We start from the raw sequence: 26,566 nt of genomic DNA, 5'->3' as shown, positions 1-26,566 counted from the left end.
TTGTTATTGATGTTGTCTTTCAGGCACACAAACTTCAATATAGTCCGGAAACTCCACAACCTGCTTCAGATCATGCGAAAAGACGATCTTTCCGTCAGGATCTGCAGACAGCTGTGTAAAACCAGCAAAACGATAGCTGATATTCATCATCCGGTTTCTCCCGGTTTCTCTGAAATCAGCAAGCATCTGCTTACCCTGTTGCCTCGCTTCACGCATAATATAAGTGAGCAATACACTTCCTGCCCCCCTTGACATGACGCGGCATGACATCAGCAACATGTTCAGTCTCCATATATCCGGCTGCTTATGAATAAGCGCGAGCCCGATCTTTCCATATGTTCCGTACTTGTCTTCAAGTTCACACACCAATAGCAAGTAATCCTGTGAAGTCATCAACTGATGTAGTTCCTCATAACTGTAAGTGATCCCTGTAGCATTCAACTGATTGGTACGAACCGTGAGCTCTTCCGCTCGCTGAAGATCATCCTCTGTCGCTTCATAGATCGTAAACTTCATACCAAGTGAAGCCAGAAACTTCTCCGAAGGACCTTCATACTGTTCTTCCGCCTGCTTTCGAAGTGTATCTGCCTGATACATCTGTCTTCTGCGGGAAGAGTCTGCTGTAATAAAGCGAGGCATCAGTCTCGGATCATTCAGCATCGTCTCATAGTGATCTGCATGAAGAATCTGAACATCCGCATGTACACTTTTCACTTCCTCCAGTTCAAACGGCTGGTCGTCCACAAACAAGATGGCATCCATTCCGATATTGATGTTCTGCTGAATACGCTGAATGGATATGGACTTCGCATCCCAATGAATCTCGGGGTATAAAAAATACTCGGCAATGCCCAATTCGGTAAGTTTGGCCCAAGCCAGCTCTGCGTCATTTTTACTGGCAATGGAGTGCAGTATTCCGCGGCGGTCTAATTGTTCAATCACCTCCTTTATGCGCGCCCTTACCTTCACATCTCCGGATTCAAGTAAGACTCCATCCCAGATCGTGTGGTCCAGATCCCATACGACACATTTGATATCCTTCAACCGCTCCATGGACATGCCTCCCTTTCGTTAATAGGCATAGAACCCTTGCCCCGTCTTGCGTCCCCAGTGTCCAGCATCCACCATTTTCTGCAATAGCGGACAACAGCGGAATTTGGGGTCCTGATAACTGTCGTACAGCACTTTAAGCGAATGCACAACGGTATCGAGACCGATCAGATCTGCTGTTTCCAGCGGGCCCATCTGATAACTAAACCCCTTTTTCATAATGGCATCGACCTGCTCAGCTGTAGCGATACCATCCTGCACAATAAAGGCTGCTTCATTCATTAACAAATGCGAGAGTCGGTTCGATACAAAACCCGGCAGATCCTCGATGACGACCGGATTTTTGCCGAGAGACTCCAGAAACGCTACCATCTCTTGCTCTGTCTCAGGTGTTGTATGATGCCCTTTGATCACCTCCACCATCGATTTAACCGGAACCGGATTCATCAGATGTACACCTATGGCGCGTCTTGGATCAGGTAAAAAGGAGGCCAGCTTGGTTACTGAAATACAGCTTGTGTTCAACGCGTAAAGAGCATCTGGACGGGCCTTTTGACTCAAACGCGCATAAACTTCCTTTTTGGACTCTATATTTTCGGTCACATTTTCAATAATGACGTTAGCCTCTTCCACACCTTCGTCCTGTATTCGGAACGAAATTCGATCCATGATGATATCGAGCGGGACCTCACCGTATCCTTGTTTCAAGAAACATGCTGAACGGTATTCACGACGTATGACATCAGGTGCCTGAAGGATCACGGACTCTGAATGATCCTGCAAAATGACCCGATACCCCGCTCTGGCAACATCCAGTGCTGTAGCACATCCCATAACGCCTGCGCCAATGATTGCAATAAGCTGATTATGCATACCTAACCTCTCTTCCTGTTGATCTGGCGGTATTAGACAAGTTCATCGTAGAGCTCTTTCATCTCCGCAATCGCCGCAGGGACACGCTCGCTGAACCAGGCCACATCTTTCATGTCCAGCATAATGTTCGGATACATGCGAGAGAGTGTCGATACAAGAATACCGTGTTCCGCGAGCTTGCCATTCAACAAAATATCAAAGGACATCAATTCAAATGTATAATCGGCCGTACTGCTAAGTTCTTCGGTGCAACAATGATAGGAAGCGCATCCCGCTGGGCCTTGAACAACAAGGGGGAGCCCCACCTTCGCTGCTTCCCTTGTGAGAATGTCATGAATCATCTCGGCGTGAAGATTCATACGATTCATGGCTTCTCCTCCATTGCGGCCCAACATTTCGAGCGTTGCTTTCACCGCGGCTGTGCCTAACGGATAACCGTTAAACGTTCCCGCATGAATTACTTTTTTGTCCACCAGCAGCTTCATGATATCGGCTCGGCCAACTAGAGCAGACACGGGAACACCGCCGCCAGCAATCGCTTTTCCCAGCGTAGTCAGGTCGGGCGTAACACCAAACATCTCCTGAGCCCCGCCAAGTCCCATACGAAACCCTGTAATGATCTCATCAAAAATAAGTACAACCTGATGATGATCACATAGTTGTCTCACCCTTTGCAGATAACCTGGAGCTGGCATGACTCCGCCTCCGTTTACACAAACCGGCTCCATGATTACTGCTGCAATGTCATCACCATGTTCAACAAACAATTCTTCCAGACGGGTAGCATCGTTCCAAGGTAGCAGATAGGATTGGGATTCCATGACATCTCTTGCCCTTCCCTGTGTTCCCTTCATGTCACCAGGATAGTCCGAAGGTACGGGCAAACCTGTCCGGGGCGTTTTACCGCCCATAATGTTATCTGAATTGCCATGATAATGACCTTCAAAACGAACAAAGCGATTTTTTCCTGTCCAAGCGCGGGCAAGACGCAGTGCATTTTGCACAATTTCTGTACCCGATAACCCAAACCGAATCATCTCAGCTGAAGGTACATATTGGTGGATTAACTCCAATGCCTCAGCGTCCAGATCACAATGGCTTACCGACAGAACACGATCAATCGTATCCTTCAGGCATTCGTTATATTCCTCGTTACCGTGCCCTACAATAAGTGCACCAAAGCGAGCATAGAGATCCAGATACTCACGGCCGTTCATATCGGTTACCCTGCTTCGGGAAGCATGGGCAAAGTGTAGCGGTGTCTCCTCCCAGGGAAGGTGGAAATTATAGTGCACACCGCCAGGAAGGTGTTGTTTCACTCGCTGGTTATACGCCATCATATTTGTAGTAATCATCGAGCTTCGCCTCCCCGGTATGTTTGAATCCCTGCCGCATACATTGCCAGGAGCTTCGACTGATCCTGCGAATCATCCAGCGAATAGGCAGTGATTGAAGTGTCGTATTCGGCAATCATATTTCTTACACTCTGGCCTGGGCCGACATCCATCCAAATGCTCGCACCCAACCGACGAATTTGCGCTAAAGCCTGAATCCAGTGAATCGGCTGCAACAGCTGAGCTGTCAGTAACCTTGGGATATCCTCTGCTGCTCGGATGAACTCTCCGTTCACTGTGGAACATATCGCAAATGTAGGCTCGGAAAAGGACAGCTTAGATACCATCGCTTCCATCTCAGGCTGGATAAATTGCATCAGTTCGCTATGATAGGGCGCATCTGCTTTCATAGGCATCATGCGGAAGGGAATAAATTCCCCTCCAGCTTGATCAACGAGATCATCCAGCAAACGCAAACCTCCCACCTCACCTGCAACAACGAATTGGTTAGGTGAGTTATACCCCGAGATAGTCACGTAATGAACCTCTCGAATATTGGCAACGATGTTTTCGAGTTCTGCTTGACTCATATCAACGACAATTCCTGCTCTGCCCTTCTGTTCCTGTATTGCACGATGCATCAATGCCCCCCGTGAAGCCGAAAAGCGGACTGCATCTGCAAACTTTAATGCACCAGCAGCCACCAAAGCAGAGATCTCACCCAGGCTGTGACCAATCGCATAATCTGGATTAATTCCAGTCCGGCGAACGAAGGAATCAAACAACGCATAACTTGCTGTAAGTACAGCGGGCTGAGCATATTCGGATTGTGTCAGTTGCTCCAGTGAGCCGGCCAGAATCAAATCTCTGAGATCAAACCCGATAACCTCACTCGCTTCGGCAAAAATCAACCGGACTTCCGTTTCTCTCTCTAAGAGATCACTGCACATCCCGATATATTGGCTACCTTGCCCTGGAAATAATGCGCAGATCGTCATAGCCCACCGCCACGCTTGTAATAGGTTTTCAGCCCATAGTGTGAGATCATCTCCTGCTGCATCTGGGAGGAGCCTTCAATAATCTCCAGGATTTTAGCCTCCTTGTACAGTCTGGATACCGGATACTCACTGCTAATTCCATTGGCTCCATGAACCTGGAGCGCATCATTTGCCACTTCTACTGCAATTTTGGATGTAAAATATTTAGCAATCGTTGTTTCCATGACAGCCTGCGGGTCCTTGGCTTCTCTAAGCTCGGCTGCCCGCAAACATAGCGCTCTTGCTGCATGGACTTTCGTTACTGCATCACCAATCATGCCGCGGATGAGCTGGAAATGACTGAGTTTTTGGTCAAATTGCTTTCGCTTGCGTGAATAGGTCACCATGGAGTCCAAAGCCTCCTGCGCTATAGCGAGTCCTGCCCAAGCGATGCTATATCTGCCCTGATCAAGCGCACCGCTTACGATGTACTCAAAGCCTTCGTGCATACGCCCAATCAGATGGCTTTTGGGCACACGAACTTCATGAAGATCAATTTCAGCGATTCCTGTCTCGCCACCAACCATTACACCCTCGATGGCTTGCGTCTGCACACCGTCATACTGACGTTCAACCCAGAATGCTGTACTCCTCCCTTCTTGGGAGGCAACAATAATGAACACATCCGCTACGTCTCCAAAGGTAATCCACTTTTTCTTTCCATTAAGTACGTAACAGTCCTCTTCTTCCCGCCAAGTTGTCTTTACGTTTTTGGCATCCGACCCGACCTCGGGCTCTGTCAGTCCAAACGCTCCGATCCATTCCCCACGGACCAACTTGGGTAGCCAGGACGACTTTTGATCTGGCGATCCGAAACGCACCAAAGTTTCGCTCACCAGTGAAGTATGTACCGTCAATAAGCTTCGAACCGCCGGAAGTGCTTTACCAAATACTTCCGTTAACAGTCCGTATGCTTTGGGACCAAGACCCATTCCCCCATACTCATGTGGAATAGATGCAGCTAAATACCCTCTTTCGGCCATAGCACGAATTAACGAGCGGGGGATAGACTGCTGCTCCTGAATTTGCCGGGCATAAGGACGAATCTCACGGGTAGCAAATAACTCGGCTTCATGGAGAATCTCTTGCTCCTGTTTCGAATCCAGTTCAATCATTCGACTGCCTCCCCTTGAAGAAGCGATTCATGAAGATATGATGCGAATTCTGCAATCGTCTTGTATTCAAACAACGCAACAGGACTAATATCCACCTGCAGATGTTTACGTGTACGATTTATAATTTTGAGTGCCTGAACGGAAGAAACCCCTATTTTCAAGAAATTCGTTTCTTCATCAATCTCATCAGGTTCCTGTTTCAGTGCGGCAGCGATTTCCCCTTTAATAAACCCTTCAATCTCTTCTCTTGTCATATCAAGACCTCCGTTCCCTGATTCGCCCCTACCCAATGTACATGTGGCTCGAATGGATGCGCTGGTAAATGCACGATCTGGCCCGTTCCATCGGGATGCAACTGTTCCCAATCCAGTGAAGCACCACGCACGTAGAGCTGTCCCAGCAACAAGGCTAATTGTTTTTCCATAGTAAGCGTTGTCGCTCCGGACAAGTGGATATAACTCTCTTTGCCTGTACCTCCCGCAGGTTCGACCCCATCACAAGTAGCCAGCATTACAACAATATCTGCACTCGCCATCGGGCAGTTTGCATCCTGAATACTTCCGGATGTTATTTTGCTGCGATTCAGCGTGATTGTCGGCTTATCTGGAGCCTGGGTGGAATCCGCCTTATCGTTCAGCTTGAGCTGGGACAGCATTTGTTCTCCACCGTCAATGCCACGAACCTCCTGGATGGAAGGTACGATACGCATGAGGGATTCGAGTAGGTTCGCCCAATACTCCTGATCAGCCAATTCCAACTTATTTCCTCCAACAACGATGTTGACACGGGCGGCTCGGCTTCTCTTTTTGAAGCCAAATTGCAAGCTTTCCTGACTCCACTCCCCGGTCTCTTTTACTGCGACAGCGGCACGATAACGGTAATGCTTTCGATACCTGTTCCGTGTGAAGCACACGTCCGTTAGTCGGAGATCCGGATGTTCTTCCAGATACTTTTTCGTACTATCAATCAGCTTCTGCAACGCCTGCTCTGACTTGGCAGAGAAGGTTAACAATTGATCCCGTTCCGTGTCCTGTCTCCAAACTGCCGGTGCATTCCACTCCTCCAGCACAATATGAGCATTCGTGCCGCCAAGACCAAATGAACTAATACCAGCTTTACGCGTTTTCCCTTCGGTTACCGTCCAATCTTTATGCTCATTAACGATATAAAAAGGAGACTGATCCAGGCGAAGAGCTGGATTAGGGTTATTCATATGCAGACTTGGAGGAAGTTCCTTGTGCTGCATACTAAGCAAAACTTTGGCCAGACTAGCTCCACTGGATGCTGCGAATAAATGTCCTATATTGGTTTTGACGGAGCCTAGACCGATAGAGGTGCCTTCGCCGTATCCTTTCTCCTGAAACAGACGGAGTAACGCATTCACTTCAATGGGATCTCCAATTCTTGTTCCTGATCCATGCGCCTCGATATACGAGATTTCTTTTGGATTCAGATTGGCATCGTTATATGCAGCTCGTAGCACTTCATATTGCCCCTGAGGATTAGGTGCCATAATACCTAAAGAGTACCCATCGTTATTCACCGCTGTGCCACGGATCACGCCATAGATATGTTTATTCGCGCGAACTGCCTCTGTTAGCGGCTCCAGGTATACAACTACTGCACCCTCACCAATAACCGAACCATCAGCTCCCTGATCAAACACCTTGGTATGTTGTGTAGAAGAGCATATTCCCGCATTACGTGATAACTGGTGCACATGAGGTGTTGCCAAAATGCTTGCTCCGCCTACAACTGCGCCAGAGATACGTTTGTCCTGAATCGCTGCCACTGCTTGCGTCAAGGCTACGAGAAAGGAAGAACAAGCGGTATCAATGGCCAGCGCCGGGCCCGTGAAATTGTATAAGTGTGAGATCGATGCCGCTGCGATATTGGACATATTGCCAACCATCGCATGAGAGTGCACCTCGAATCCCTTGCTACGATTCATGTAATCTACAACGAGATCAAAGTAGGAGCTGGGGTTAATACCAACATATACACCGACATCACGTTTTTCCTCCTGATCCACGATCATGCCTGCATCCTCGAGCGCCTCATAGGCAACCTCCAGCAATTTGCGGTGCTGCGGATCCATAAATGAAGCCTGTTCCGTCGGCATTTCAAAAAATTCGTGGTCAAAAGTATCCGGGTTCTTTAATTCTCCAATCCAATCTGTCCAATCCGGCCGTTTGGAGCGTACAGCTCGTTCCGGACTCACCTGATCCACACTGTCCAATCCTTGAACGAGATTGCTCCAGAACTCCTCTTGTGTATCTGCATCAGGAAGCCGAAGGGACAACCCTGTTATTGCAATCGCTCGGTGTACGTTCAACTGATTATCCGGGCGTATTTCATTTTCGAGTGACCTGTTCTCTTCGGGAAGTTCCTGAAGATATTCGACCATTTCCTGTACCGTTCTGCCAAAGACGAGTACTTCCTGTCCCAGTTCACGTCCCATGTGTGCAGACAACTTATCAAGTAATTGATAGGCAAGAATGGAGTTTCCACCTAGTGCCAGAAACGGAATATCCACCGCTACTTTCTCCACAGGCAACTGTAGAACTTCAGCCCAAGCCCCACGCACAGTCTGCTCCAAAGTTAACGGATGAACACTCTCCGCAATGGACTGTGATTGGTTTTGAAGGAGCATGGCTTCAATGGCCTCGATATCCTTGTTAAATGCACCGCCCTCATATTCGTTTCTCAGCATAAAACGCTGAACTTTGCCGCTAGTCGTTTTCGGAATAACCTTAATCGGAAGAACATGAGTAATCTCTATTCCTAGACCAGCCCTCATCCGATCTATTAAGTCCTGCCTTATTTCCAGAAACTGCGGAGTGTTCGATTTATATTTTACAAATACAAGCAGTTCTTCCGTTTGGGAAATGTTATTGAAATGTCCCACAACCGTCAGATTGCCTCTTGGAATACTGCCATTTTGATATAAAATTTCTTCCAAATCATGTGCGTAATGATTTTGACCACGGATGAATACGATATCCTTGATTCGTCCACTTACAACAAGGGAACCTTCCGCCATAAAACCGAGATCCCCCGTCTTCAGCCATCCGTCCACGAATAGCTCTCGATTGACTTCTGGCAGATTGTAATATCCGGAGGTTACGGATTCCCCGCGAATCTGGATTTCACCCACCGTGCGCTCATCGACAACTTCGCCGTACTCATCGGCTATTCGAATCTGGATTCCCGTCATGGGATAACCTTCATGCACAAACTCAATCAGATCTGCCGGGTCATGAACAGCGGCATCCACCGGAATCGCTTTTCCTTGTTGCACAAGCGCTTTACGTGATATTTGTTCGATGCGCGGCTCCTCTTTCAACCTCCAGGTACACACACCCACAGTTGCCTCAGCCATGCCGTAAGCAGGAAACATCATATCCGTGCGGTAACCACAGGAACTGAATTTTTGAGCAAATCGTTCAATAACTTTGGTCGATATGGGCTCGGCACCGTTTAGGGCCATGCGCAGCGAAGACAAATCAAGCGAAGCCAGTTTGGAATCCGGGATCTTTTGAACCATCCATTCAAAACCAAAGTTTGTGCAGCAGAACCACTTCCCTTGATGTTCCGTAATTTTGCGTAGGAACAAGTAAGGGGATCTTACAAAGGTATACGGAGACATAACCATTAAATTAGCAGCGCTTAGTACAGTCGTTAGGTGTTGCCCGAACATTCCCATGTCATGCGTATGAGGCAGCCAAGTAAACACGTTATCTCCTTCTTCAGCACCAAGGAAGGTCTTGCATGCAATACTGTTCGCAATAATATTACGATTCGTTAACTGTACTCCCTTAGGGATACCTGTACTTCCTGACGAAAACTGTAGAAAAACAACTTCTTCAGGAGCAGTCAGACTTATTTCGGCAACTGTATAACTTGTCTGAAGCTTGCTAACGCTAAGGCAGTTCAATCCCTCAAAAATTGGACTCTTAGCAAGCTGTTCGTATTTTGGCAAAAATGCTTCTTCTACGACTACCACAGGTTTCCCGAGGATTCCCCATATTTTCGTGAATTTCTCCAGACCAGCTGAACCCGGCTCCCAGGAGGCAGGAGGACTGACCGGGGCGACAATAATGCCGCCCAGAATACAAGCCCAAAATGTACGATAAAACTGCTGTGAATGATCAATCTCCAATATAACGACTTGTCCCTTAGTTAACCCGCTCTCAAGCAAGCCTTGAAGATACAGACGTCCTTGCTTCAGCAGCTCAGGATACGATTCAAACTGTTCTTCGCCGGATGAACTGATATAAGTGATTCCCTTATCCGGATGTTTGTCAGCGATATACATAAGAAGTTCAGCAACTGTTGCATAATGCTCCGGCACAATCAACTCCGGCCCTCGTTGTATGGATTTACTGGACATGTTGCACCTCCGCTGCCTCATTATGAACTTTCACTTTTACATTCTCGTAACTGCCGAGTTGCTCCTCAATCTGCTGTTTCAAGCGCTCCGTATCCAGACCTGTATGACACCCCAGGTGCACGTACACAGAATTTTCATCGTATCGAATGACCCATTCCATGTATGCGAGGCTCGGATTAGACCCGGAGTCATCGATCTGTTCGAACTCTGGGATGGTCTCCTCGCTGGAGATAAAGCCCTGGAAGTTGAACAAAATAAGTTTCCTTGGCTCCTGACCCGTCTGTCTGTAGGCTGTAGCCAATTGTCTTTGAATTTTGGAATACGGAGACGTCATGAACGAGTCATCTGTCAGCGCCATAAAGTTAATGCTGTGTCGTTTCGTGAAGTCCAAGCGTTCCACCAAATCTTCCTGAGCAAAATCAGCATGCACAAGAATCGGAATCAGATCGAGGAATTCACCTACGTGATCATAATACGTTTCTTGTCCATACTCTCGGCCATAATGCACAAGCGCAACAGGCAACTCTTTCGCATTCAGATAAGAAGCGATAATGCCAGCAAAGGATTTAAAATAGTTCCACCAGGACTCATTAAGATCTTGGTCTGTAATATCTGTACGCGGTATTTCAACCGTCATCGCTGAAGGCGCTGACTCGCCTGTGGTGATTAACAGTTGATTCATAACGCTACTATTGCAATGTTGCCAAGCCTGAATGGAATACCGCTCCTCGAGTTCATGCTCAGTGATGTTAACAGGCCCTCGAGACAGCATGTTTACATAATCCTCATATTTGCGTATCTCCAATGAACCTTCTGTAGCGATCATTCCAGATTGCTGATTACGGGCAATTGCCGACTCAAGTTGCTGCTTAATGATCTCGGCGCTCATGCCATCAAAGGCAAGGTGATCGAAACTCCAAATCAGTTTGTGCTTACTAGCTCCTGTTCGCAGAATACACAGACGCCATGGCAAACCATCGAGTGTATGCGACTTGTGTAATAGCGACTGAATTAGTTTGTGCTCCATTTTTTCCAGCGTAGCAAGGGCGTAGGGACGAACATCAAGATATGGAATGAGTTGTTGCAACATATCTGCTGCTTCGGACAAATCACACTGATGCCACTGTAACGTGTCTTCCTCATATATAATGCTGTGTAGCAACTGATGACGGGCAATCACGCCGAGAATCAGTCTTTTCACAGTAAATTCATTTAAATTACCCTCCAATATGGTTGTAAAACCGCTTGCTCGTGCAGTTGTAGAAGCATGTGCTCTTTGAATTGGAGATAGTGGGAAGCAACCGATAACAGGTGTTCCCGCCATGAAACTTGAAACCTGATTACAATTATTCAAGACATGTAACACCAGGCTGTCTAATTGTTTCTCATGAAGTGATATGTCTTGGGGAACTGCGATAGGGGACTGAATATGCAGGCTTTCTTCGAATAAACTAGATGGAGAATTCAGCATTTCCAGCGAATTCGCAAACGCTCTAACTGTAGGATATTGGAATAATTCGCTCACACTGATGGCAATTCCTTCTTTTGACAAAATTTGCGTGAGTGCGATACCTTTAAGCGAATGTCCACCATTTTGGAAGAAATGATCGTTTACGCCAAAGTTCGGATTACTCAGTACCTTTCTCATGGCTGCAAGGATTTTTTGCTCTATCTCCGTCAGGACAGAATCTGTCGCTGTAGGAACGGACTGCGCTTCTACCAGATCAGCTAAAGCCTTCCGATCCACCTTGCCGTTAGCATTAATAGGCAGATGATCCATTCGCCAGATCTGTGCAGGTACCATGTATTCAGGCAGCCGCTTGTGCAACTCTGCTCGAACATTATCAACCGTTCGTGAGATGTTGGATTCACATGTATAAAATGCAGTGACATATAAACTTCCAGATGCATCTGTCGCTGTCATCACAAAAGCATCCCTGATTCCCGGAAGCTGCTCCAAGCAATTGTGGATCTCCGATAACTCAATTCGGAACCCCCTGATTTTCACTTGAAAATCAGATCGTTCAATAAAGATCAAACGGCCATCATGTAGACGCTTGACGATATCTCCTGTCCGGTACATCCGTTCGCCTTTGCGGAAAGGATCAGCTATAAAATGTTTTAAAGTCAGCTCTTCCCGGTTCAAATATCCAATACCTACCGCATCCCCGCTAATATATAACTCGCCTGGCACATTGGCAGGAACAGGATTCATATCCTCGTCCAGAACATATAGAGCTGTATTGGACAATGGATAACCTATAGGCAGAGAGTCGGTATACGGCTCTGTTTGCTCCAGTAAATAATAGGAGGCAAAGAAAGTCGCTTCCGTCGGTCCGTATCCATTTAACAGTACGCCTGGTCCGACACATGCCATTGCTTTATTTGCGTGGCTCACGGATGCCGCTTCGCCCCCAAACATCACTCTGCGAACATGCTTCAGGCATGCTGCATCCCAATCCACCAGCATATTAAACAACGAGGTTGTAATGAAAAATACTGATATTTGCTGCTGACGAATCACTGCCGCCAGACGTGCCATATCGAGAATGATCTCTTTTGGAATAAGTACCAGGGTAGCCCCATTAATTAAGGAAGCAAAAATATCAAAGATCGAACCGTCAAACGCATAATTGGAAACTTGTAATACCCGGTCCTCAGGCACCACCGTCACAAAATTGCTTTTCTTCATCACTTTAATGACATTGCGGTGACTCATCACCGTTCCCTTTGGCATTCCGGTCGAACCTGACGTATAGATGATATATGCCGGATCGACTGCAACAGTCTTTATCTGCTGGACTATAGGCTCTACAGACTCTCCTGAAACAAACGATTCCAGTTCTGCGGACGGGACCATAACACGTGGAACCGCTGATTTCCATGCCGAGGCATACGATTCTTCGGTCAAAAGTATAGACGCATTGCAATCTTGTAAAATAAATTCAATGCGAGCCGGCGGTGATGCCGAATCAATTGGTACATATTTACAACCTATGGTTAGTGTAGCAAGGATACTGATCATCTGGATCGGTCCGCGGTCCAGGATCAAAGCAATACTTGAGCCTGATGCCACGTCTTGTCCGAGTATGCGAGATGCAAGCTTCTGAACCTGTGCATACACATCAGCATAACTCCACTCCTCGTTCCCCCACACCAAGGCTGTCTTCTGTGGATGTAATTGAACTTGTTCCTCAAATAGTTCGGGAATTGTTGCTTCCCGCGGATAGTCCATGTGGTTGTCGTTGACACCGAATAACAGCCATTCATCCTCTTCAGGCACAGTAAGCTTGATCTGACGAACCCGCTCTACCTCTCCTGTGACCATCTGAGTTAAGATATACCGGAACTTGTCCATCATCATTTCCATGGATCGTGCATGGAACAATTCAGAACGATATTCCAGTTCAAGCGTATACTGTTGGTGGTGTTCAACAACCGTCCAGGTCTGATCAAACTTGGCATCCACCTTGCCATCCATCCAGGACTCAACTTGTAATGTCCCTGCTTCAAGCTCATCCGTACCCATATTAATGTAATTAAGAACAATATCGAAAAGTGGATTACGGCTCCCATCACCCATCAGATCAAGCTTCTCAACCAACGCTTCATATGGATATTGCTGATGTTCATAACAGGATAACAGCTTGCTACGAACTTCGTTCAGATAAAGCTCAACAGGCTGATCCTTGTCTAATATAGTACGAATGGCGAGCATGTTTACAAACATACCCATTACGTGATTCAGTTCTGGCTTCTCTCTTCCGGCTACAGCTGTGCCAACGACCAGATCATGCTGTCCCGTGTATTTGGAGATCAACACATTTAAAGCCGCCATGAATAACATGTAGGGAGTCAATCCCTGTTTTGCACAAAAATCATTAATCTGTTCACTTAACTGTTCTCCAAACTCACTGCTAATTCGGCCACCCTGGTTAGAAAGTTCTCCACGTCTCGGGTAATCTGTAAGCAATTCGACAGACGCAGGCACATCCTTGAATTCTTCAAGCCAAAACGCCTCATCTTCGGCAGCATGCCCGTCTGATGTAGATTGATCAATCCATTCAGCATAGTCCTTGTACTGAATCGATAATGGTTCTAAAGATTCCCCACTATATAACCGGGCAAATTCTTGCATAAGAATCGCGATGGAACTCTGATCAGAGATAATATGATGCATATCTATGAACAGAATATGTTCGTCATCGGACAGGCGGGCAAGCTTTACACGAACCAGTGGTGCCTGGGTCAGATCAAATGGTTGCAGCCATTGCATCAATTGCTGCTCCGGCTCTTCTTTTTCAAGTTCCAGCAACTCCACTACACTTGAAACCTGATCCTCAATGACCTGGTATAGTTCACCTTCAAGCATTTCAAAGCGCGTACGAAACGCCTCATGCCGCTGTACGAGAGCATCCATCACCGCTGTAAATTGTGCCGTATCGAGCGCTCCCTTCAACCGGTACGAACTTGCAAGATTGTAGGCTGTGCTCTCGCCTTGCATCCATTCATGTACCACGAACATTCTTCGTTGCGCAGAAGTCGTCTTGTATCGGTCTTTGTATGCTGCTGGGAAAATGCTGTCTCCTGATCCCGAATGATCCAACCCATTGTCTTGTTGCTGATCGATCCATGCCACCATACGGGCAAGCACAGAATGATCGAAGACATCCTCTAGTCCCATAGCAACTCCGAATGTTTCCTTGACTCGGGATGCCAGAGTGATAGCTTTGAGGGAATGTCCACCAAGCTGGAAGAAATCATCCTCGGAGTTCACTGATTCACAACCAAGCAACTCTTGCCAGAACTGAGCAGTGGTGTCGTATACTTCATCCACATTCAAACGGACTCTACTCTTGCCTGTGTTCGCCTGTTCTGGTAATGAAGTCTGAGAAGCCGCAGTTTGAGGTACACCTGTAAGCAGGTACAGCGGAACATCATGCTTATGAACGATTGGATCGAACGAATAAGTAGGGAGAGATATCTTTTGCCCAGAGCTCTGTCCGTTAATATGTGCCCAATTCAGTTCGATGCCTCTGCACCAGCAATATCCCAGTGTTTTCATGAAATAGATATCGGCTTCAAGCGAGCTGGAACGATCTCCGGTAAGAGAGATAACCTGCGCATCCTTCAATATATCGTTGTCTACAAGCTCTCCGTTCTGTAGCGGACAGGCTGTAACCCAAAGTATCTTTTCCGCAGACAGTAAAGAATTCTTTGATGTGTCGATCGTACTCATTGCCTCAGACAAGGCACCTTCTTGTGTCTGCCAATCTTCACGGCTATATAAGAGACGCACCGCATGAGCCAACTCAAGCGTATTGCTAATGACCTGTCCGACCAGTTCACCGACACCTTCTCCACACATTCCATCCGGTTTAACCCCTGACTCAATCAACGTTGCAAACAGAGCGTACTGCACCACAAAGCAATACATAAATTTCAGGTCTGAATCCCGAATTGGCCTGCCTATACTTTGACGAAGTGCATACTGTTCCTTGGATTCAAAAAAGCTCAGTACTTCTTCAAAGTATTGCTTGAATCGTTCAGACACTAGACTACGATACCTGGAAGCATAAAGTTCCCGAATCACGTGTGGTTCCCATAAAACATCCCCACGGATGTAGAACATTACTTTAGGCTTATCCCCCTGGTTCACACTCGCTTGTGCTTCATGTTCCTCCACCTGATCTTGCGAAGGGACGTAGCCATCCACAACGACAAGAGCTTTACGATAGTTAAATCGACTTCTTCCCTCTTGCAATGTCCAAGCAGCACTCGGCATCTGTTCCGGCATTTTTTCGAGTGCTTGTAAAACCGAATGATACGTTCGATCCAGAGCGGATTCGCTCTTGGCCGAGAACGGGAGTAAGTGTACAGGCTGATACACACTTTGACTCTCTCGTACGGGCGGTTGCTCCAAAATCACGTGAGCATTCGTGCCGCCAATGCCGAAGGAACTTACCGCTGCGCGCAGAACCTGCTGCTGATCTTTGAAGTATTGCGGCTCCTGATTAATGTAGAAAGGACTGCGTTCCAGTTCCAGCATAGGATTGCTTCTTTCCATATAAATCTGCGGCGGAACTGTTCGGTGATGCAACGTTAGAACGGTTTTGATAAATCCGGCAACACCCGCTGCAGCGTCCAGATGACCGATGTTTGCTTTGACCGAACCGAGGGCGCAATAATTACGTTTATCCGTTCCCCAGGACTGTCTAAGTGCTTCGATCTCGATGGGATCACCGAGCTTGGTGCCTGTCCCATGTGCCTCCACATAATTGATTTCCTGTGGAGACACCCCCGAGCGGTCAAGTGCGGTTTGAATGACCTTCACCTGTCCGGTAACACTTGGCGCAGTATATCCGATTTTATCCAATCCATCATTGTTAATCGCTGAGCCTTTGATCACCGCAAAGACCTGATCCCCATCGCGCAAAGCATCATGAAGCGGCTTCAGCACAACCATGCCGCACCCGTTCCCCGAAACCGTACCTGAGGCCTGTTCGTCGAACGCTCTGCAATGCCCGTCCTTGGAATAGATCATGCCTTCATGCCAGTGATACCCTTCTTTGAGCGGATAAGAGATAGACACTCCCCCTGCGAGAGCCACGTCACATTCTCCCCGGATCAGTGATTCTGCTGCCTGATGAATCGCGACGAGCGAGGTCGAGCATGCCGTCTGCACAGCCATACTTGGCCCTCTTAGATTCAGCTTGTGAGATATACGTGTCGTAATATAATCCTTCTCATTCAGCGTCATCGCTTCAAAAGCTTGCAGCAGATCACCTGAACGACCCAGGAATTGAACCATCCATGGTAAACTCAATCCGCTTCCGGCAAATAAACCGATGGAACCTGAGTACCGGTATGGATCACAGCCCGCATGTTCAAGCGCTTCCCAGGAACACTGATGAAGCAGTCTAATCTGCGGGTCCATCATATCGGACTCCTGATACGGGTATTCGAAAAATCCGGAATCAAAAAACTCGGTATCTTGCAAAACGCCTTTGGCTCGAACATATTCAGGATGTTTATACTCTTCAGGCCGCACCCCTGCTGCTGCCAATTCTTCTTCAGTCAGTCGGGTAATGCCGTCCTTACCTGCCATCAGATTATCCCAGAACTCCTCGATATTTTTTGATCCTGGAAAACGACCGGCCATACCTATAACAGCGATATCCGATGGGGAAGTGCTTCTGTTCCTGCTGTTCACATCCGCATCTGTTTTGATGTTTATCACTCTTTCTTGCATCATTGAAGGATCAGGTTTGACCGCAGTGCTCGTGCTCGCGATGACTTCCCTGGATACATGCTCTTGCTCGTGTTCATTCTGAACAGGTACATCCACAGAAGCTGACATCTGTTCAGACATCAGATGATCAACGAGCGAAGTAATGGAAGAGTGTTCAAACAACTGCACAAGCGGAATATTTTTCCCAAGATAAGCGTTTAACCGGTTATTAATCAAGATCAGACCTAGCGAGTTACCGCCAATATCAAAAAAGTGCTCTTGTACTCCGACATGATCCCGGTTCAACATCTCTTTCCATGTTTCAACCAGCATCTGCTCCAGCTCTTTGCGAGCCTGTTCTCTTCCCACTGGAGAAGAAGAACCAGCCATTAAAGATGGAGCTGGCTTCTCATTAGCTTCGATCGCCTCAATCGCTCCAAAGTCAGTCCATTGAAGGGCATTCCGATTCAGTTTGCCATTCGGCAGAACTGGCAGCTTGTCTAGACGAATGATGCGTGAAGGCATCATATACTGTGGCAACTTCTGTTTCAGCCAAGACCTGAGCAAAGTGTCCTGCTCTTCCATATTCGATACACTTATGTCCGGCTTCAAGCTGTAGTAGAGCACCAGTTGCAACTGCTCAGGCTGGTTTCCTTCGACCTTCACGACGGCTTCTCTCAAACGTTCATAGCTCATAGCCATTTGCTCGATCTCGTTTAATTCGATCCTGTATCCTCTGATCTTCACTTGCTGATCCAAACGTCCCGCTAGTTCGACCTCCCCGTCCTGCAACACACGAGCCAAGTCACCTGTCCGGTACATACGTCCACCCAGAACCTTTGCATTGTCAATGAACTTGGCAGTCGTTTCGGTCAGATTATTCAGGTAACCTCTGGACACCCCGCGGCCTGCAATGCAGAGTTCTCCATAATTTCCGGGAGGCAGGAATTCACCCTCTTCATCCACGATATAAAGCTCCGTATTAGCAATAGGTTTGCCAATCGTAATGAGTCCAGATTGTTGCAACTCTTTGGTCGTTGACCAAATCGTCGTTTCGGTAGGGCCATACATATTAAAGACACGGGCGGACGAATATTTTTTAATATCAGTCAGAAGTCCTGCCGGAACACTTTCTCCTCCGGTAAGAACACACCGAAGATGAGGGAGTACCTTGGCAAATTCCGAATTTTCAACAAATGCTTTAATCCGGGATACCGTGCTGAGAATATGCGTTACGCCATGCTGCCTTATCTGGCGCGCGGCAAGAACGGGATCAAGCTGTTCCTGCTCATCTGCCAAATATAGAGGATGCCCTGTACACAATGGTGCCCACACTTCAAATCCGAAAATATCAAAAGATACCGTTGTTACACTAATCATTCGATCTGTTTCATATTCAAAAAGGTTTCGATGCCTGATGTCTTCCACAAAATTGACCATCGCATCGTGAGCAATCATTACCCCTTTAGGCCTTCCGGTGGATCCAGAGGTGAAGATGACACAAGACAAGTCAGAAGATAGAACGTCCACATTCGGATTAATAGTTGAACGTTCGTCAGCAAAATCAGGCTCATAAACGATGCGTTCGCCTTCAAAAGCCACGACATTGGCCTCATTAGCAGTGCACAGTAGCAACTTCATCTTGCTATCTTGCATCATGTCCAGAATACGTTGCGGTGGAAATGCTGGATCTATAGGCAGGTAAGCTGCACCCGCTTTGAGTACTGCGATCAACATAATAATGAGAGTTTCATCCCGGCCAGTTAATATGCCTACAGGTTCATCTCTACGTACCCCTCGATCAATTAGCTTCCAAGCCAACGCATTCGCTCGCTCATTAAGCTCAAGGTAGGTAAGTTCCTTGCCCGAAGAAACAATAAGTGCAGTCTGGTCTGGTATACGCTCTGCCTGTAGTTCAAACAAACGATGCAAGCTCAGGGTATGATCATAATGTAAAATGGGTCCCGCCAACCGATGAACCTCAGCTCCCGAAGCACGCTGGACTCGTTCATACAGCTTACCTAGAGGTGCATCCGGTTGTTGCACAACCTGCTCACATAGTTCAATGAATTCTTGAATCATACGCTCAACCGTTTCACCCCGGAACAGGTCTAACGCATATTCAATGTACCCTTCAATGACTTGCTGCTCCCTGTTCTCCTGACATGTTAACAACAGGTCATAAGTTGAGACTCCGGTCTCCACAGGAATAGAACTGAATTGAAGTCCATGAAGCTCAAGATCATGCAGTTCCATGTTCTGATAATCAAAACACACATCAAAGATGGCATTACGGTTCAGTTCCCGCTTAAGTCCAAGCTGCGTTACAAGCTCATTAAATGGATACTCCTGATGTGCAAAAGCATCGAGTGTATGCTGTTTCAGCTCTTGTAAAAAAGCGGTATAGGTCCGATCTGATGCTGGATAATTCCGCATGGCAATCATATTCACAAACATTCCAACTGTCTCTTTCCATTCTTCCTGTAACCTACCCGCTACGGGGGTCCCGACTACGATGTCCTGCTGACCTGTTCGACTCGCTAACAGAAGATTCCATACACTCAACATCACCATATACATGGAAACTTCCGTGGATGAAGCCAGCTTGTGCAATCGCTCCGTTAACGAGTGGCTCAACGTGAAATGAACTCGTTCACCTTTCATCTCTCGCTGTAATGGACGATCATGATCAAGTGGAAGCTGCAGTACAGGCGGTGTTGGACTCAACCGTTCCAGCCAGTATGTTTGATGCGGCTGATAAGCCTGAGAGGTAAGACGCTGCTGTTGCCAGACCGCATAATCTTTGTAATGTAACCGGACAGTGCGTTCCTCCCCAAAATACAGTGCATTGAAGTCGCGTGTAATCAACTCAACGGAAGTACCGTCCGCAATAATATGATGGATATCAAAGAACAACAGATGCTTGCGCGCTCCTGTTCTAATCAGGTTCACTCGCATGAGTGGAGCCTGATGAAGCTCAAAAGGACGAATCAGCGTCTGAATCAAAGCAGAAGTCTCTTGTTCATCGGCTAAATACTGCTCGGTAAAGCTGAAATCTAAAGGAACGGATGCATGAACCATCTGCACCACCTGATCTCCGCGTATTGCAAACGTCGTTCGAAGCGCTTCATGACATTGCACCAGCTTTTCCAGTGCAGCCTCTACTCTGGCATGATCCAAATCTCCTTCGATCAGGGTAGCCGACGGCAAATTATACGCCGTGCTATTTGGATCCAGCATGGATTGAGTGAACATACGCATCTGCGCAGATGAGATTGGATAGGCATCCATTATCGGCGCAGCCTCAATCATGTTCTGCTTCTGTACTTGCGGCTCAACCATTGCAAAGAGATGTTCCGCCAGTTGGGCTGGTGTAGCATGGTTAAACACATCCGCAACCTCTGCCTGAATCCCGATGGAAGACCGAATCGATGCGGACAAACTGACTGCTTTGAGCGAGTCTCCACCAACGGCGAAGAAATTAACATGCTCTTCCAGGTCATTTATGCCAAAAATCGTTTCATACGCCTCCAGAACAACCCGTTTCATGGCCTCCAGACTACCTGCATAACCTCCCGCAACGGAAAGGGACGTGTTGCTATATTGTTCACTCGACTGAGGTGTATGTCGACTACTGCTTGTTCCTTCCAACGTCGAACCACCAATAAGCGACTGGCCAATTGGATAATGCTGCTTATCAAAATGATAGGTTGGCAAGGAGCATTTGCGGCGCACGTTCTGTCCCTTGAGTACTTTCCAGTCCGGCTGAAGGCCCTCGCACCATAACTCGGCGATTCTGCGGTTTGTATACAGCACGTCCGGTTCTGTTTCTCTAACGTGACGCAACATATTCAATACGGATTGTGTTTCCTTGGACTGACTGTGCTGTCTCACAAATGAGCTTAATGTCCGTCCTGCCCCAACCTCAATGAATACAGCTTGTTCTTCCTTTAACATTTCAGCCAAGTTTGCTTCAAACAACACCGGCTCTAAAATATGCCTTGCCCAGTAGTCTGGACTTACGATCTCATCCGGCAATGCCCATGTTCCGCTCGTATTCGAAAGCAATGGAATCCGCGGGCTATGCAGCAAATAAGCGGACAGACTGTGTTCAAATTCCATCGCAGCATCCTTCATCATCGGTGTATGGAAGGCATGGGAGGTTTTCACACGAACGCATTTCCAGCCGAGTCTTCCGGCCTTTTCTTCCATTCGGTCAATCGCCTCTGCCGTCCCGCCAATGACACTGGAACCTGTTGTGTTGACTAGAGCCAGCCACGTACCTTCTTCCAATTGGGATTTTACCAACGGAGAGTCCTCCATGATGGCGAGCATGACACCTGGCTGTTGTTGCTGCATCAAACGTCCCCGTAGCCTTACGATCTGTACAGCATCTGCAAGATCAAATACACCTGCAACCACAGCTGCTGTCAGTTCTCCGATGCTATGTCCGATCATGCCATCTGGCCTGATGCCCAGATCAATCAAGGATTGAGCCATGGCATAACTGGTCATGAATAGCGCAAATTGGCTGTACTCCGTCTGGTTAATTCGCTCTGGATGCTGATCACCGTATACAACAGACAGAATCTCTTCTCGCTCTTCTTCAGGAAGCAGATCCACAATCTGCTGTACATGCTTCTTGAAAAGTGGTGCAATGCCTGACTGCTCTGTCGATTTGTACAATGCTGCACCCATGCCCTGATACTGACTGCCCTGCCCAGGGAACATAAAATAAACCGGACGCCGATCTTGCGGCGAATGAACCATTTTTGCCTTCTCCAGCTGACGCATGCATTGCTCGGGATCATCTTTCCAGCTTTTATCCAGAACCAGTGCCTTACGATAAGCAAAACCCGTTCGACCGGTCTGCAATGTCCACGCTGCGTCCGAAATGGATATCTCTGGATGCTGCGCGAGATGCTCCATAATTTGTTCAGCAGTGCGGCTCAGCGAGTACTCTGTTTTGGCTGAAAAAATCATTACATTGACATCATCATCCGGACTGCACTTGTCCATCTTTGGAGCCTCCTCCAACACCATGTGAGCATTCGTGCCTCCCACACCAAATGAATTAATCCCTGCACGCAGAACACCAGCTTCACCTGGTTTCCAGTCCACCCCCTGCGAGTTGACCTTGAAGGGCGTGCTTGCAAAATCAATCTTCGGATTCGGTTGTTCATAATTGGCGGTACCCGGGATATATCCTTGATCAAGACTAAGTGCAACCTTAATCAAACCAACAACGCCAGCCGCTGTATCCATATGTCCCACGTTGCCTTTTACTGAGCCAAGATAACAGAACTGCTTTTTCTCGGAGGCAAAAGCACGTGTCAACGATTCAACTTCAATCGGATCACCCAGAAGTGTGCCTGTGCCATGCGCCTCAATGTAACTAACCGTTTCGGGATCAACTCCGGCTGCCTGATACGCATCCTGAATGACCTCTGCCTGACCGCTTACACTTGGCGCAAGGAAGCTCAGCTTCTCCTGACCGTCATTATTAATGGCTGAACCTTTAATGACACCGTAAATATGATCTGTATCTCGCAATGCATCACTCAACCGCTTCAACACCACGATCCCCATCCCATTGGAGAACACCGTGCCGCTTGCAGCTGCATCAAATGGACGGCAATGGCCATCCGAGGCAAACATCATGCCATCCTCGTACACGTAGCCACCTTCATTCGGCAGCTCTACTGTAATTCCACCAGCCACAGCGACATCACATTCTCCAACGATTAAAGACTGACATGCCAGATGTGGAGTGACCAAAGACGTTGAACATCCCGTAAGAGCTGTATAAGCAGGACCTCTAAGGTTCAACTTGTAGGCCATGCGTGTAGCCAAAAAATGATTGGTGCTGAGTGTAAATGCTTCATATTTGCTGCTGTATCCCGCATCCCCGAACAGCACTTGTCGATACCACTCAAAGTCATCCGATCCACCGAGGAAAACGCCGACTTTGCCTGCTTCATCAGGTCTGCACCCAGCATCCTCAAATGCTTCCCATATTCCCTGATACATTAGTCTGAACTGAGGGGACATCATTTTAACTTCGCCAGGTGTATAGTCGAAAAAGCCAGCATCAAACTCCTCAATCCCGTTGACCCGCCCTTTGGCTTTAACATAACGAGGAGAACGCAGCAATGCCTCGTCTACACCGAGCGTCCTCAGTTCCTCATCACTGTAAAAATGAATGCTCTCCTCTTGTGCCATCAGATTACGCCAGAATTCATGAATATCCTCTGCTCCGGGTACATTCACGGACATCCCTACAATGGCAATATCATCACGCAGAATACCGGCTTTCCGTCCAAAACGTTCTTCTCGCAACATCGGTATCCGTGCTGTCTCCTGTTTCTGTCCCAATGCTGCAAACTGCCGCAGTGTAGGACGCTCAAAAAAGCGGGGCACTGGGAAATCCACATCAGTACGATGCTTTAAACGATTATGAGCCTGAATAACGGAAAATGAATTGCCACCAAGTTCAAAGAAATGATCATCTCTCCCGACTTTCTCGACACCGAGCACTTCTGCCCATACCGATGCAATCTGCCGCTCTAATTCCGTGGCTGGAGCAACGTAAGCCGTGCTTGAAGTGTGAATATGAGTGGTATCTGCAATTAGTGCATTGCGATCAATTTTCCCGCTACTATTGAGTGGGAACTCCGATTTATGTACAAAAACAGATGGAATCATATAAGCTGGCAGAGATTTGGACAAATGGTCTCTCAGATCAGCCACAGGCAATTCCTGCTCCGACAAATAATAGGCATACAGTAAACCGGACCCTGTCTCGGAGGATTTCATCACAACGACGGTTTGAATGACTCCCGGGTAAGATGAAAGAGTATTTTCGATCTCACCTGTCTCTAACCTTGCACCCTGAATTTTGACCTGAAAATCAATGCGCCCCAGGTATTCAATCGTTCCGCTTGGAAGGGAGCGAACCATATCCCCAGTGCGGTACATCATTCTGAAATACTCAGGGTCCTTCTCTTCGTCAAAGAAAGGGTTAGGAACGAATTTTTCCCTTGTCATTTCTTCCAGGTTCAAATATCCGCGTGCAAGACCTACACCGCTCAGACATAGTTCCCCCGGAATGCCCAAAGGCTGCAATTCATCCCGGCTTCCAACGACATACCATCTGGACTCGTTCAATGGGGAACCAATGGGTATGTTTCCATGCCCTTCATAGGCACTCAATGGATAATGGGAGACCCATATCGTACATTCCGTAGGACCGTATACATTATCCAGGCTTGCCCGGATATTCAGTTGGTTGAATTTTTTAATGATATCGGGTGTGACGGCCTCTCCGCCTACAAATACCCATTTCAGCGTGTCCAGTCCTGAGAGATCAGAACGAAGTTCCATCGTCTCGAGAAAAAGACGGAATAGCGTCGGCACAAAGTTGATATGAGTCACCTGATGTTCAGCTACTGTAGTCAATATCTGGTCCGGGTTCTTCTCCTCGCCTGGCGGCAGAATACTTAATGCTCCCTCACCCATAAACCAACCAAACAATTCTGTACAGGATACATCAAAGGTATACGCAGTTTTTAACATATACACATCACTCGCTTGTACTGGAAAACGACGTTCCAAATCAAGCAATGTATTGACCACACTATGATTCTCAATCATGACCCCTTTAGGTTTGCCCGTTGATCCTGACGTGTACATAATGTAGGCGAGACTGTAAGGATCTAGAGGATCTTCGAGATTGGAGCTGTCTCCCGTGTATACCATCCCATCTTCTGTGTAGATATAGTGAGCCGGAAGCGAGTCATCCTCTGCTTCTGGCCGGATGGCAATAACGGTGGATATATTCGCATCGGATAAAATGTAGGCTTTTCTGGATACCGGATAGGAAGGGTCTAGGGGAACAAAAGCACATCCAGCCTTCAGAACAGCCAGCAAGACGATGACCAGATCGGAAGAACGTAGCATTTGTACGCCGACTGCCTCGTTTTCGGTCTTTTTCCGTGCGATGATCTGTTTTGCCAATTGATTGGCCTTTGCATTAACTTGTGCGTAGGTTTGTTTTTCTTTTCCTTCGAGTAGAGCTACTCGTTCTGGGTGCTTTGTTACTTTTGTATGAAAAACATCGATGATATGCTGCGGAGTGTAGGGAAAATATGAAGTTTGGTTAAATTGATGCAGCAATTGCTCCTGCTCTTCCTGCATCAGCAGGCTGTATTCACCAATGCTCTTCTCTGGTGCAGTTACCAGCTGTTGCATGAGGAATAAGAAGCGCTGACCCATTCGTTCAATGGAGTCTGTTCGAAACACATTCGGTTTATATTGCAGCTTCAGCTGTGTACCTTGAGGTGTGCCGTTTAATACAACCATCAGATCACCTGGGAAAGTAACCTTATCCTGTTCCACAAGCTGGCTTCCTGGCAGATCCTCCTCATATGAGTCATACACAAAGGAGATATCAAATACCGATGGTGAGCCTGGTTGCACCTGCAACATACTGTCTCTGACGATTAGATTATTAGGATATCCAATGTGTTTATACGTTTCGATCCAGGCTGCAGTAACTTGCTCAAGGAGAGAACCAAATTTAGATTCTAGGTCAATCTGGAACCGCATCGGCAACATATGTACAAAACAGCCAATCGTTTCTTCCAATTCGATATCCGGACGATGGGAATACGGAGAAGCAAACGTGATATCCTCTTTGCCTGCATATTTATTCAATAGAATACTGAATGCCCCCATGAAAAACATAAATACCGTAACCTCATGCTCCTTTGACATCTCTGTAATATCCGCCATCAACACCTCTGGAATATCAAAACGTAGCTCATGTCCCACACCGGTCTGTGAACCGCCAGCCGGATAGTCATGCTGCAGTGCCAGGGGCTCTGCACCGTTCATTTTGGATAACCAGAACTCACGCTCACGGTTATACTTGTTCTCTTGTATTTTCGTATTCTCTGATTCGATATAAGAGATAAAGCCCTGATCCTGCTTTATTTCCAAAGGTAGATCCTGCAGGATGCAGGTGTACGCATGGAGAAGTTTATTTTTAAAAATTTCCAGAGACATACCGTCACAGATTAAATGGTGGATACATAAAGTAAGAACATGCGTGTTCTCGTCCATATGTACAAGCATGATTCGAAATAAAGGGCCTTGCTCCAATATGAAGGGAGCCTGAATACATTCTTCAATGTATCCCTCCAGTTGCTGTTCCTTGCCATCCTGATGAGCCTGACTCAGATCCCGCATAATCAGTGAGTACTCCATATCATCGTGGATCGCCAGAACTGGTCTGTCCTGCTGTATCTCAATGTGCGTGCGGAGCACGACTTGTTCATGCATGAGCAACTCGATGGAACGTCGAAAGGCTTCAAGTTGAAGCCTTTCGATTTGTATCGAAGCGGAGATGTTATAAGAAGATGGATCATTCACTTGGCAATCAAAATAGATTCCCTTTTGTGTTTCGGAGAGTTCCACGGTTTTACGTACCATCACGACCACACCTCATTCATTAATTGAGATTCAAGCTGTGT

General features: G+C 47.2%; 8 protein-coding genes. All 8 read right to left on the bottom strand.

The window, feature by feature from the left end; all coding sequences use genetic code 11:
* Window positions 1-3 precede the first annotated feature (3 nt).
* From H7T88_RS13460 to H7T88_RS13425, 8 genes are read right to left on the bottom strand one after another with little or no spacing between them, the layout of a single operon-like run.
* Window positions 4-1,053 carry an HAD-IIIC family phosphatase gene (locus tag H7T88_RS13460; protein ID WP_221788889.1) on the bottom strand — a complete coding sequence of 350 codons (1,050 nt, stop codon included), beginning with the start codon at window positions 1,051-1,053 and terminating at the stop codon, window positions 4-6.
* Window positions 1,054-1,071: 18 nt separating this feature from the next.
* Window positions 1,072-1,923 carry a 3-hydroxyacyl-CoA dehydrogenase family protein gene (locus H7T88_RS13455; RefSeq protein ID WP_221788887.1) on the bottom strand — a complete coding sequence of 284 codons (852 nt, stop codon included), beginning with the start codon at window positions 1,921-1,923 and terminating at the stop codon, window positions 1,072-1,074.
* A 32-nt stretch (window positions 1,924-1,955) separates the two neighbouring features.
* A complete protein-coding gene (locus tag H7T88_RS13450) occupies window positions 1,956-3,278 on the bottom strand; it encodes an aspartate aminotransferase family protein (RefSeq protein WP_260510900.1) in 1,323 nt (440 codons plus the stop codon).
* On the bottom strand, window positions 3,275-4,255 hold the full coding sequence (locus tag H7T88_RS13445; protein WP_154983241.1) for an ACP S-malonyltransferase: 981 nt from the start codon (window positions 4,253-4,255) through the stop codon (window positions 3,275-3,277). The genes H7T88_RS13450 and H7T88_RS13445 overlap by 4 nt, the downstream gene beginning before the upstream one ends.
* Window positions 4,252-5,409, bottom strand: a complete 1,158-nt coding sequence (locus H7T88_RS13440) for an acyl-CoA dehydrogenase family protein (protein ID WP_221788886.1) — start codon at window positions 5,407-5,409, stop codon at window positions 4,252-4,254. Before H7T88_RS13440 ends, H7T88_RS13445 begins: the two co-directional genes overlap by 4 nt.
* Window positions 5,406-5,663, bottom strand: a complete 258-nt coding sequence (locus tag H7T88_RS13435; protein WP_090914993.1) for an acyl carrier protein — start codon at window positions 5,661-5,663, stop codon at window positions 5,406-5,408. Before H7T88_RS13435 ends, H7T88_RS13440 begins: the two co-directional genes overlap by 4 nt.
* Entirely contained in the window at window positions 5,660-9,802 is a 4,143-nt protein-coding gene (locus H7T88_RS13430; protein WP_221788884.1) for a beta-ketoacyl synthase N-terminal-like domain-containing protein, read from the bottom strand. The genes H7T88_RS13435 and H7T88_RS13430 overlap by 4 nt, the downstream gene beginning before the upstream one ends.
* Window positions 9,792-26,525 carry a non-ribosomal peptide synthetase/type I polyketide synthase gene (locus H7T88_RS13425; protein ID WP_260510929.1) on the bottom strand — a complete coding sequence of 5,578 codons (16,734 nt, stop codon included), beginning with the start codon at window positions 26,523-26,525 and terminating at the stop codon, window positions 9,792-9,794. The genes H7T88_RS13430 and H7T88_RS13425 overlap by 11 nt, the downstream gene beginning before the upstream one ends.
* Window positions 26,526-26,566: the final 41 nt, after the last annotated feature.

This window comes from Paenibacillus cucumis (ex Kampfer et al. 2016) (genome assembly GCF_019748695.1).
GTDB classification, from domain to species: domain Bacteria; phylum Bacillota; class Bacilli; order Paenibacillales; family Paenibacillaceae; genus Paenibacillus; species Paenibacillus polysaccharolyticus.
Note: the sequence above shows the minus strand (reverse complement) of the source record. Positions and strands in the feature narration are given on the sequence as shown.